Raw genomic sequence first — 11,500 nt, 5'->3', positions numbered from 1 at the left:
GTGCTTCTGTCTCTGTTCCTGTTTCCGGCGTTTCTGTCTCTGTTGTTGGGGTCTCTGTTTTCCCACAGCCGGCAAACAATGCTGTTACCATTGCAAGTACCATTATCATTGTTAACAATTTTTTCATTTTTGTTCCTCCCTTAAAATCTGGTATTATGCAAATCGCTTAAAAGTTGGGCAACCGTTTGCTCTAAAGAGAAATATAAAAGATTAACCAAATTTAATAGCCATCCGCTTTCATCTACTTGTATAGTATAGTATTAATCATCTTTATATTCTTTTAAAAATCTGTTATAATTTACATAAATCCGATGTGAAATGAGGTTTAGTTGTGAAAAATTCCTTGATCCACGAAAAACTTAAAAATCTTGATATACATTATAAACATCCATCCTATGCTCTTGAGTGCAAATTATTGAAAGAAATTAGACAAGGTTATTTATCAAGTGCCGCACACACCCTCAAAGAAATTAATGCCTTAGAAAAACCAAGCTTAGCTAGAGATTCCATTCGCTCTACAAAGAACTCTCTTATAGGCTCATGCACATTATTCACCCGTGCTGTTATTGAAGCCGGTGTTAATTCAGAAGACGCCTTCGACTTAAGCGATGTCTTTATAAAGCATATAGAAAGTTTAGATAAAAAAGAACATCTTATCGCCTTTGAATACGAGATGCTTGAAACCTGTATCAAGCTTATTCAAAATACTGTTATTTTCAATTATCCGTTTCCAATTTCTAAGGTAGCTAAGCATATATATGAAAATGCCACATCTAAGATAACGGTCTCCACTTTGGCAGAACTAACCCATTTATCACCTGACTATCTTTCAAAGCTTTTTTACAAAGAGGTTGGCGTATCCATTACTGATTATATACAAAAGCAAAAAGTGGAGGTTGCAAAAAACTTTTTAGAATTTTCACAAATGAAAGTAACGGATATCGCAACACTTCTTGAATTTTGTAATCCAGGTTACTTTTCTAATGTTTTTAAAAATCATACAGGAATGAGTCCGGCTTTATATCGAAAGTCTACCACCATTGACACCTAAGTCAACTTCTCAAACACAAAAAAACGCCCAAATGTATAGCGTTTTTTTGTGTTGCTATTATATGGTATATGAATTTTGTGAAACTTAGTTTTGATCCTTTAACCATTATATAAATATTTGCTCTTCTGAAATAATTTTTTCAACATCCATCATAATTTGATTCAAATCCGCTTCATCCAAGTCTAGAATCTTAACCGCATCCGTAAAAAATTCATGGCCAAGGGTATCTATTCCTTCATGAATACCCATCATCATGACCAAACCGTCGGATATATGTACAATAGATACCAGTTCGATATTCTCCATAGACTGAAAAGGCTTATGGTGAAATTCAATAGCATCCACAAGTTCAGATGCCAGATTCCATTTTTCAACAATACGGGCACCCACTTGACCATGATTAAAGCCTAAAATCTCTTCTTCTGCTGCAACATAGGGCACGACTTCGTTACTAATCTTCTTTAAGATTTCTTGGTAAGATTCATGAACAAACTCATCAAGAATAACTTTTCCAACATCTTTTAGTAAACCTGCTGTATATGCAATATCCGGGTTAGAGTATTTGGCTTTTTTGGCTATGGCTCTTGCCATAATCGCTGAAATCTGCGATTGTCGCCAAAGGGCATTTCGTTCATAAGAATAGCCTTTTAGTTCTTTTTCCATTACTTTTCCAACAGTGGAAGCCAACACCAGAGATTGGACTGTATCAAAACCTAAAAGAACAGTCGCATCTGCAACCGTCTTTATCTGACGCCTTCCACTATAAAAAGCAGAATTAGCCATCTTCAACATCTTTGTTGTTAATCCCTGATCTTTCATGACTTCGCGTTCTATATCCACCGCAGCGGATTTTGGTTCCTTTAGCAATGCCATGATGTTGATGACCGTCTGAGGAAATGCCGGTACATCATCTACTTTTTCTATTAATTCTTCAAATGTCATTTTTGCCACTTTTTTCACCTCGAAGTCATTCCTTAGTATATAGGTTACAATTATTATACACTATAATCTATCATCTTTAAAACTATTAATATTTTATTTTAAGGAAAGTTTGTCAATGATAATATTTTCATGTTATAATCATAAAGTCAATTACATTCGATTTAGGAGGATATACCATGGCAAATGTTGAATATATCAATCCTTTCATCTCTGCATCTAAAAGGGTTATGAAAGATTTTTGCAATATCGATACAGAGATGGGTAAACCCTATCTTACAAAAACAGTTTTTGAAGGTGATAAGTTTGTCATCTTAGTTGGTATAACAGGACAACTCACAGGACAAGTTATACTCAGTATGTCCAATGATACGGCTTGTAATATTGCTTCACATATGATGATGGGCATGCCCGTTCCTGAGCTGAATGATATGGCAGCAAGTGCTGTTAGCGAGTTGGCCAACATGATTCTTGGCAACACCGCAACCATTTTTTCAACCCAAGGTATTATTATTGATATTACGCCACCATCTATTCTAGTAGGAAAAGATATGACCATTACGGTTAGTGATTCAAAAACTATTTGTGTTCCTTTGACTTACGAAGGCGATCATGCATTAGAATTAAACATTGCTATCAAATCCAAAGAATAATATTCGGACGGCTTACATTTTCTTAAAAATGAAGCCGTCTTTTTTATGTTCGCTATCTCAGAATCTTGATACATTCATAACTATGGTTAAGGTGTCAAAACTATACATTGAATGGGAAAGTTCAACTATATACTTTTGATATCTTAAGCCTTTTTTCTATGCAAAATATTATTTTTATTGTACAATGAGACTGTCTTGTCTAACTTAGGCTAAATTACTCATATAATGGCCAAAAGCATATTCGATAAAAATCGAGTTTCACCATTGAGTTGCTATTAGGAGGTCTCAAATTGGATATTTTTGTTGCGCGTCAGCCCATATTTAATACGAATCTTGCCGTGATTGCATATGAACTCTTATACCGTGATAGTGAGCAGAATTTTTTTAATACAAGCATTGCCTCTGATATTGCTACAGCCATACTTCTCATGAACAGCTACTTTCACTTTGGTATTGATCATTTGGTTGGACAGTCGACGGCTTTTATTAATTTTGATGCGCGCTTAATTCATTTGGACATTCCACAGCTATTATCCACAAAAAACGTGGTCATTGAAATATTAGAGGATGTCAAACCGGAACCACACACCCTAGAAAAGTTAGAAAAACTTAGACGAGATGGCTATACCATTGCTATTGATGATTTTGTCTTGGACTATCCATACCATGAAATCATAAGTCTATCTCAAATCATCAAAGTAGATTTTTTAAATAACTCTAGAGAAGATATTCGAAAAATATGCTACAAATTCAGTAAGCAAGGTAAGTTACTTCTTGCAGAAAAAGTCGAAACCCACGAAGACTTTGAATGGGCCAAGAAGCTAGGTTTTGACTACTTTCAAGGTTATTTTTTTGCGAGACCTTATATGATAAAAAGCAAAGATCTTACTGGAAGTTCTGCCCAGTTTCTTCGTCTTTTTGAAGCGCTACAGGAACCGGAACCGGATTTTAAAAAAATAACCAGTATCATTGAAATAGATGTTTTTCTAACTTATAAACTATTACGCATTGTAAACTCTAGCTTTTCACTGGCTACTCAAATAGCCTCTGTACATCAAGCCCTTTCCATTTTAGGAATCAATGCTTTTAGCAAGTGGCTCTCCTTAGCATCCCTACAAGCTCTGAGTAAGTCACATGCTAGTGAGTTGGTCAAGACCGCAATGATACGGTCTAAGTTTTTAGAACATATGGCTTTTCATGCCACTTCACTGGAAGGTCATGAAGACGAAATAGCGCTTATGGGCATTCTCTCTGTTATCGATGTGCTCTTGCAAGAACCTATGACAGAAGTCGTAAAAAATCTTCCTCTAACGCCGGATGTAAAAAAAACTTTTCTCGGACAGGAAAACCTCTATCTCTATCCATATCAATTATGCTTAGCATATGAACAAGGGGATTTTTCCAGACTTGAAGCTTATGCTGATATGATAGAATATAATCTCCACCAACTTTCCTCTGACTATGTTGATGCTGTTAAATGGGCTGAAGGACTCTTCCTGTATATGAATGATATTGACAACGAGTTTGTAATAAAATAATTGACAATCTCTTTCATACGTTATAACATCTTGAAGTAAGAATGTCGCTTATTTGCCCACAAGGACATTGAACTTTTATTAGAAAGGCTATCTCATGTCAAGTAAAAAATATAATTATAGTGAAGAAATTCAAAGAAGGCGTACTTTCGCCATCATATCCCATCCTGATGCAGGAAAAACAACTTTGACCGAAAAATTCTTACTTTATGGTGGTGCTATCCGTGAGGCTGGCTCCGTAAAATCCAGACGTTCTAACAAACATGCTGTATCTGACTGGATGGAAATCGAAAAACAAAGAGGTATATCCGTTACCTCATCCGTTCTTCAATTTAACTACCAAGACCATTGCATCAACATCTTAGATACACCTGGACATCAGGACTTTAGTGAAGATACTTATCGTACACTTATTGCTGCGGACAGTGCTGTTATGGTTATCGATAGTAATAAGGGTGTTGAGGCGCAAACAAAAAAGCTTTTTCAAGTCTGTAAAATGCGCGGTATTCCCATATTTACTTTCATTAACAAGATGGACCGATTAGGTCGAGATCCATTTGATTTGATTGATGATTTAGAGGAAGCCTTGGGTATACGCTCTTACCCCGTAGACTGGCCAATCGGTAACGGTAAGGACTTTCGTGGTGTTTACAACCGTTTAGAAAAGCGGATTGAACTCTTTAATGAAGGTAATCATGGTCAATCCATGGCCAACATCGTCACCGGAGAAGTCACGGATGATGCTTTTAGGCTGCTTCTTGGTTCCGACTTACACGATAAACTATTAGAAGATATTGAATTACTGGATATGGCCGGAGATGATTTTGATCTTCATAAAATCTTAAGCGGGGCGTTAACACCGGTTTATTTTGGTAGTGCTTTAACCAATTTTGGTGTTGAGCCTTTTCTTCAAAGTTTTCTTGATATAACACCACCGCCTATGGCCAGAAAGAGTAATATGGGCTATATTGATCCTGAAGATAAAAATTTTACAGGTTTTATCTTTAAGATACAAGCCAACATGGACCCAAACCATCGAGATCGTATCGCATTCCTAAGGATATGTTCCGGTCAATATGAAAAAGGTATGACTGTCAATCATGTAAATATGGGGAAAAAGGTCAAACTGGCTCAGCCTCAACAGTTTATGGCACAAGACAGAGTCATTGTTGAGTCTGCCTACTCAGGCGATATTATTGGTTTACATGATCCGGGTATTTTCAACATTGGCGATACGCTAACCTTCGACAATGTTGCCCTTGAGTATGAAGGTATTCCCCAATTTGCGCCGGAGTTCTTTATGAAGATTTCAACCATTAATGCCATGAAAAGAAAACAATTCTTAAAGGGCTTAAATCAATTGGCTCAAGAGGGTACGATTCAGGTTTATCGCAGGCCTTTTGCTGGGACTGAGGAATTAATTGTTGGTGTTGTTGGGGTGCTTCAATTTGAAGTGTTAGAATATCGTCTTACCCATGAGTATGGTGTAGAAATCAATACCCAGCGTATGCCTTATCGTTTTATTCGTTGGGTCAATGATGATTTTGATATGAATAAGTTGAATTTGACCATGGATTCTTTAGTAGGACACGATAAAGATGACCGACCCGTCATCTTCTTCCAAAATGAATGGTCTATTAGAATGATTCAAGAGAGAAATAAAGGTTTGCTACTAAGAGAAACGTCATTAGTGACTTTGTAAGTCAGGAAAATAAATGTAATTATTAAAGAGGGTCCCATGAAAACCCTTCCACAGTGTGTATGATTACGGTCTCCGATTGGTGCGTCCCTGCACCAAAAGTCGACGGTCAGCATCCATGCTGACTTACTCCATCACACACACTGCTTCCAGGAACTTCATGGTCGATGTTGGTTAATTATAGTATTACTGGTTGCTTTAACACATCATATGAGGCATACAAGTTTCAGCTAACTGAAATTACACATTTGCGAAACCGAATGAGGAAAGAAAAAGCGCTGATTAATCACAGTTCTACAGGGATGTAGAACGTCCTTCATTTTTACATGGATGTAAAAAAGAAGGATGATTAAGCAGTGCTTTTTATTGACGAAATGACGACTTATTACCGAGTAGATATGATACACAGCTTTTCCGCTGACCGTACGAAGTGTAAGGCAAGGAAAAGCTGTGTGTTATATCTACGATAATGGTAATGAATTCATATTATCTCCGAATATTCTATGTCCTATAAAAAACATATGCACTCAAGCACTTGCCGTAGTCATACAGACTGTGGATGGGTTTTCATAGGACCCCTTTAGAAAACTAATTAACTCATTTAATCCTCATCCATAATCTCATCATAGAACTTAGTAAATTCACCCCATGCCGGTGTTCCTACGATCTTCATGGCTGATCTTGGATGCATATTCATCTGACCGGTAATCATATAAGGAACATCATAGCCCCATATAATCCCTTGTTCTTTAATTTTTACTACATCATTTTCTATCACTTTCAACATCGGCCTCAAACTGTATTTAGGATTCTTTAAAAAGCCTAATAACAATTCAATCGGACAATTGCCGGCACCTCGTCCTAAACTGGATACAGTCGCATCTAAGTAGCTGATACCAAGGGTTAATGCTTCAATCGTATTGGCAAATGCCAGCTGTTGATTATTATGGGCATGAATACCGATTTTCTTGTTGTATTGCTTTCCCACATTCAAATATTTTTTAGCCAGTAAACGGATTTCTTCAGGATAATAATGACCAAAACTATCTACTAAATATATGATATCCACATTCGATTGTCCCAATAGATGAAGTGCTTCATCCAGTTCTCGTTCGTTGATATGAGAAACAGCCATAACATTAATACTGGTTTCATAGCCTTTCAGATGAAAGTCGTTTACCATCTCAATCGCCGAAGGAATTTGATGAATATAACACGCTGTACGAATCATATCGATGACGCTCTCTGATTTTGGTAATACATCTTCTTTATAATTGGTCCGACCCACATCTGCCATTACAGATATTTTAAGATTTGTATCATTGTCCCCTACAATTTTTCTAAGGTCTGCTTCCTTACTGAATTTCCAAGGGCCAAAATCATCCTCATTAAAATACTCTTTTGAAGACTTATAACCAAACTCCATATAATCCACACCTGATTTAACACAAGCTAAATAAACATTCTTCACAAATTCTTCATCAAATCTAAAATCATTCATTAGTCCGCCATCGCGAACGGTACAATCCATGACCTTGATATCTTCTCTATAGGAAAGTAAACTACCAACCTTATTAATTTCTTCTAACATCTTCCATTCCTTCTTTCGTTTTTTGACTTTTCACGTTATTGCTTTAAAGTGTAACATTGTTAAAGTAATTCGTCAATCTTTTTTTATGCATTACCTTTTTTAATCATTTATTATACATCAATTCTTCTATAATTTTGAATAATGAATGAGAAGGATGACTTGCTTTTTCCAGCCTATCCCTTGAATGATATATGCTATTATAATATAATATATCTGTCCATGTCACTCAATTTTTTATGCTGAAATGAGGTATTTATGAGAAAGAATATAGAAATCTTCACCCTTAAAGGACAAGAAACAGCAACCTTAAATTCCGGATGTAGCGCATGTAGCAGTGGTTGCGAACCCATATCTCATACGATTACATCCACGATTACAGCTTTTGAAGAACTCTACGGGGCTCTAGCTGATATTACGCGTTTTGATCTGGAAGAACATAATATGGAGCAAGTTGCTGATAAGCTTCAAACCATCTATACAGGCTCCGGAGAACAATTGATTATAACATCATCTAATATTCGCTTCATTCTTAATAAGTTGGCACCTATTGTTGCTATTGATGGCCGATTGGTCGCTAACAACTATATACCCACGGCTGATGAGTTGAAGTATGCTATTGATCATGGTAAAGGGATTGATGCTTCCATTTGTTCATAGTTAGTATCGGAGATATTCATGAACAATAATAAAAAATGGGCTAGCTTAAAATGATTACAAGCAAATCGCAACTGAGCTCCTTTGTTTAGAAATCAATTGATCGTAACTATCGGTAATAAATCGTCATTTCGTCAAGAAAAGAAACTTTGCTTCGTTATGAGCTCTGCTCATATTTCTGAACGATTCGAAAGGAAAGGACCTTCACGCATTCAGCTATGTTTTAAAGCTAAATACTAGAGTATGACTTTCCTCATTCGGTTTCGCAAATGCTTAATTTCAGTTAGCCAAAAGGGGTTTCATGGGACCCACTTTAAAAACCTATTGCTTCGTATACGTTTCAAGAAGCTTCATGATTTCTTTGACTTTTTCGTCACCGGAACCGGATTCAAAGGCCTCTTTAACACAATGGTTCATATGTTGCTCTAATATTAATAGATTGGCTTTTTTCAATAGACCTTGAACCGCTAATATCTGTGTTGATATCTCCACGCAGTAACGATCTTCTTCTAACATATTAATAACACCTGCTATCTGACCTTTTGCCGTTTTTAATAGGTTAAGGGCTTTTATTTGTTCCTCATTCAAAGCACTCACCTCTATCCTTTAACTTCTGTCACTTCATAGCCTGCTATCTCAACCGCTTCTTCAAATGTTGCATTACTAATATCTTGACTGGTTTTAACCACGGCACGTTTCGCTTCAAGATCCACTTGCACTTCTTCAACGCCTTCAATACCACTTAGCGCTTTATCTACGCGACCTACACAGTGCATACATGTCATACCTTCTACTGTTAATGTTTTTTCATTCATCTCTTGATCCTCCTTATTTTGTGCCACTACTGTTACTTCTGATTGTATGTTATCTTTTTTTTGATTCTCATTTTGATGCATCATCTGAACATCCTTCTGATTCAAAAATGAATCCTCTACTAATCTAGGCTTGAAACCTCTTAATCTTAATGCGTTCGTCACAACTGAAACAGAACTAAAGCTCATGGCTGCAGCTGCAATCATTGGGTCTAGGAGTATATCAAATCCTTTATACAACACTCCCGCTGCTATAGGAATACCTATAATATTATAGATGAAAGCCCAAAATAGATTTTGCTTAATATTCCTAATCGTGGCCTTACTTAATTGAATGGCTGTTACCACATCCATGATTTCGTTCTTCATTAAGACTACATCGGCAGACTCAATAGCCACATCCGTACCGCTACCTATAGCTAAGCCAACATCGGCACTTACTAGAGCAACGGCGTCATTGATACCGTCACCAACCATCATAACCCTTTTTTTATCTGATTTAAGGCTATTGACGATGTCCGACTTTTCACCCGGTAATACTTGGGCATAAATCTTGTCCACACCCAACTGTTGACCAATAGCTTCAGCAGTAACTTGGTGATCACCGGTCAACATAACCACTTCTATGTTCATGGCCTGAAGCTGTTTAACCGCTCTAATTGCATCCGGCTTAATGGTATCTGCTAAACCAAATACCCCTTGTAGTTTTCCATGGTAAGCAATCAGTATTGGTGTTTTACCACTTTTCGCATATTGGTTGATTAGACCTTCATGACCTACAAAATCAATATGATTATCCTTCATCAACTTCTCATTTCCAATAACCACTTGGACTTCCTCAACAGTTCCTGTGACACCGTGACCCATAACCGCTTCAAAATCCCTTACTTTTTTAAGACTTACACCTTTGGACTCTGCGTATTTGAGTATGGCTTGACTAAGTGGATGTTCTGAATGCTTTTCTACCGAAGCCGCTAGTGTCAATAAGGTTGTCTCATCATCAAGTGCGTTAAGGTCTGCCACTTCTATCTTACCCTTGGTTAAGGTACCTGTTTTATCAAAAACAACCGTCTGAACCTTATGCATGAGTTCAAGGGCTTCACCACTTTTTATCAAGGTTCCATATTTGGCACCTCTTCCTGTACCCACCATAATGGCGGTTGGTGTTGCCAGTCCTAGGGCACAAGGACAGGAAATAACCAATACCGATATACCAATTCTAAAGGCAAACTCAAACTCATAGCCAAGAAGTAACCATATGGCAAAACTAACTAAACTAATGACAATCACCACCGGTACAAAGAAGCCACTGATTTGATCCGCTAATTTTGCTATCGGTGCTTTCGTACCCTGAGCGTCTTCTACCATCTGAATGATTTTGGCTAAAGCTGTATCATCTCCAACCGCTGTTGCCTTAAAAATAAGGCTACCGGTTTGATTCATAGTACCTGCAACAACCTTATCCTCTTTTCCTTTTTCAATCGGCAGACTCTCACCTGTTAGCATAGACTCATCCACTGTCGAATGCCCTTCTGTAACAATACCATCCACTGGAATCTTTGATCCCGGACGAATGACCAACAAATCATTCACCTTCACTTGGGTAGTCGGTACTGTTTTTTCTATTCCATCTACTAACACAATGGCTTCATCCGGTGTTAGTGCCATGAGTTCTTTAATCGCAGCACTCGTCTTATTTTTAGCTCCAGACTCCAGATACTTACCTAAAGTAATCAATGCAATAATAACCGCTACTGATTCAAAATATAACTCATGACCATAGTGATGTACTAGGACCATGTCATCATAGGCATAACCATAGATTAGTCTGTAAATAGCAAAAACACCATAAATAAAACCAGCGCTCGTTCCAACGGCTATTAATGAATCCATATTAGGTGCTCTTTTAAGTAATGTTTTAAAACCAACTCGATAGAATTCCTCACCAACCAACATAACTGGTATCGTCAGAAGCATCTGGGTAAAAGCCATCATCAATATGTTCTTCTCTCCCGCCAAAAAGGAAGGTACCGACAGTCCTACCATAGGACCCATAGCCAAGTAGAATACCGGCAATGTGAAAATCATAGAAATAACTAAGCGTCGTTCCATATATTTTAGATGTTTTTCAGCTTTAGAGGATGTATCCTTTTCATCCTTATTTTCTATCTTTTCAGCATCTACTGCCTCATAACCCACCTTAACAACCGCATCCTGGATGGCTTTAGTATTCAGTTGTCGGTCATCATAAGTCACTTGCATCTGCTCTGTTGTATAATTCACGGCTACAGACTGTACACCTTCCATTTTTCTGAGTTGTTTTTCTATGGTCAAAGCACATGCTGTACATGTCATACCGTTAATATCAAACTTTTTTTCATTCATTATCCGATCCTCCTTATAAAATCATATTTACCCCTCATAGGGGGGGCTTTTATTATACTCTTACCTAACCTTTCTGTCAACTGTCTATCACAGGGGAGGAATGTGATGTACTTCATCTTTGAACGTGCCCAATACTCCTTAAGAGGACAGTCTTGTGCTGTGTAAGGCAGCAAATTTATGG

Annotated in this window: 10 protein-coding genes; 5 read left to right on the top strand and 5 right to left on the bottom strand. The window is 37.3% G+C overall.

Features of this window, described 5'->3' with window-relative positions:
- The first annotated feature begins 331 nt into the window (after positions 1-331).
- The gene (locus tag AC6F8J_RS14395) at positions 332-1,051 is read left to right on the top strand and encodes an AraC family transcriptional regulator (RefSeq protein WP_500724321.1); all 720 of its coding nucleotides are present in this window, start codon (positions 332-334) and stop codon (positions 1,049-1,051) included.
- A gap of 105 nt (positions 1,052-1,156) precedes the next feature.
- Here the strand turns inward: AC6F8J_RS14395 and AC6F8J_RS14390 are convergent, their stop codons facing one another.
- A complete protein-coding gene (locus AC6F8J_RS14390; RefSeq protein WP_500724322.1) occupies positions 1,157-1,993 on the bottom strand; it encodes an HDOD domain-containing protein in 837 nt (278 codons plus the stop codon).
- Positions 1,994-2,169: 176 nt separating this feature from the next.
- Here AC6F8J_RS14390 and AC6F8J_RS14385 point away from each other — a divergent pair, with 176 nt between their 5' ends.
- The 3 genes from AC6F8J_RS14385 to AC6F8J_RS14375 all read left to right on the top strand — a co-directional run bounded on the left by AC6F8J_RS14385 (position 2,170) and on the right by AC6F8J_RS14375 (position 5,880).
- A complete protein-coding gene (locus AC6F8J_RS14385; RefSeq protein WP_275841642.1) occupies positions 2,170-2,643 on the top strand; it encodes a chemotaxis protein CheX in 474 nt (157 codons plus the stop codon).
- A gap of 290 nt (positions 2,644-2,933) precedes the next feature.
- Complete coding sequence (locus AC6F8J_RS14380; RefSeq protein WP_500724320.1) at positions 2,934-4,181, top strand: EAL domain-containing protein; 1,248 nt, start codon at positions 2,934-2,936, stop codon at positions 4,179-4,181.
- Positions 4,182-4,275: 94 nt separating this feature from the next.
- Positions 4,276-5,880 (top strand): peptide chain release factor 3, encoded by a 1,605-nt coding sequence (locus tag AC6F8J_RS14375; protein WP_500724319.1) that lies wholly within the window; start codon positions 4,276-4,278, stop codon positions 5,878-5,880.
- 598 nt (positions 5,881-6,478) lie between these two features.
- Here AC6F8J_RS14375 and AC6F8J_RS14370 read toward each other — a convergent pair.
- Positions 6,479-7,468 carry a hydroxymethylglutaryl-CoA lyase-like TIM-barrel protein gene (locus AC6F8J_RS14370; RefSeq protein ID WP_500724318.1) on the bottom strand — a complete coding sequence of 330 codons (990 nt, stop codon included), beginning with the start codon at positions 7,466-7,468 and terminating at the stop codon, positions 6,479-6,481.
- Positions 7,469-7,723: 255 nt separating this feature from the next.
- Between AC6F8J_RS14370 and AC6F8J_RS14365 the strand changes: the two genes are divergently transcribed.
- Positions 7,724-8,125: a hypothetical protein gene (locus AC6F8J_RS14365; protein ID WP_500724317.1), complete on the top strand. Its 402-nt coding sequence runs from the start codon at positions 7,724-7,726 to the stop codon at positions 8,123-8,125.
- Between the two features lie 318 nt (positions 8,126-8,443).
- On the opposite strand, the gene AC6F8J_RS14360 is transcribed toward AC6F8J_RS14365, so the two are convergent.
- The 3 genes from AC6F8J_RS14360 to AC6F8J_RS14350 all read right to left on the bottom strand — a co-directional run.
- Positions 8,444-8,710: a metal-sensing transcriptional repressor gene (locus tag AC6F8J_RS14360; protein ID WP_500724316.1), complete on the bottom strand. Its 267-nt coding sequence runs from the start codon at positions 8,708-8,710 to the stop codon at positions 8,444-8,446.
- A gap of 11 nt (positions 8,711-8,721) precedes the next feature.
- Positions 8,722-11,319 carry a heavy metal translocating P-type ATPase gene (locus AC6F8J_RS14355; protein WP_500724315.1) on the bottom strand — a complete coding sequence of 866 codons (2,598 nt, stop codon included), beginning with the start codon at positions 11,317-11,319 and terminating at the stop codon, positions 8,722-8,724.
- A partial coding sequence (locus tag AC6F8J_RS14350; protein ID WP_500724314.1) for a hypothetical protein occupies positions 11,319-11,500 on the bottom strand: 182 nt, incomplete at its 5' end. The genes AC6F8J_RS14355 and AC6F8J_RS14350, both read right to left, overlap by 1 nt.

This window comes from Petrocella sp. (genome assembly GCF_059865615.1).
This window is presented reverse-complemented; position numbering and strand designations above follow the sequence as displayed.

Excerpts from the sequence above, each read along its gene's own strand:
- AC6F8J_RS14365 (WP_500724317.1), top strand. The coding sequence starts at position 7,724 with ATGAGAAAGAATATAGAAATCTTCACCCTTAAAGGACAAGAAACAGCA.
- AC6F8J_RS14375 (WP_500724319.1), top strand. The coding sequence starts at position 4,276 with ATGTCAAGTAAAAAATATAATTATAGTGAAGAAATTCAAAGAAGGCGT.
- AC6F8J_RS14390 (WP_500724322.1), bottom strand. The coding sequence starts at position 1,993 with ATGACATTTGAAGAATTAATAGAAAAAGTAGATGATGTACCGGCATTT.
- AC6F8J_RS14355 (WP_500724315.1), bottom strand. The coding sequence starts at position 11,319 with ATGAATGAAAAAAAGTTTGATATTAACGGTATGACATGTACAGCATGT.
- AC6F8J_RS14385 (WP_275841642.1), top strand. The coding sequence starts at position 2,170 with ATGGCAAATGTTGAATATATCAATCCTTTCATCTCTGCATCTAAAAGG.
- AC6F8J_RS14370 (WP_500724318.1), bottom strand. The coding sequence starts at position 7,468 with ATGTTAGAAGAAATTAATAAGGTTGGTAGTTTACTTTCCTATAGAGAA.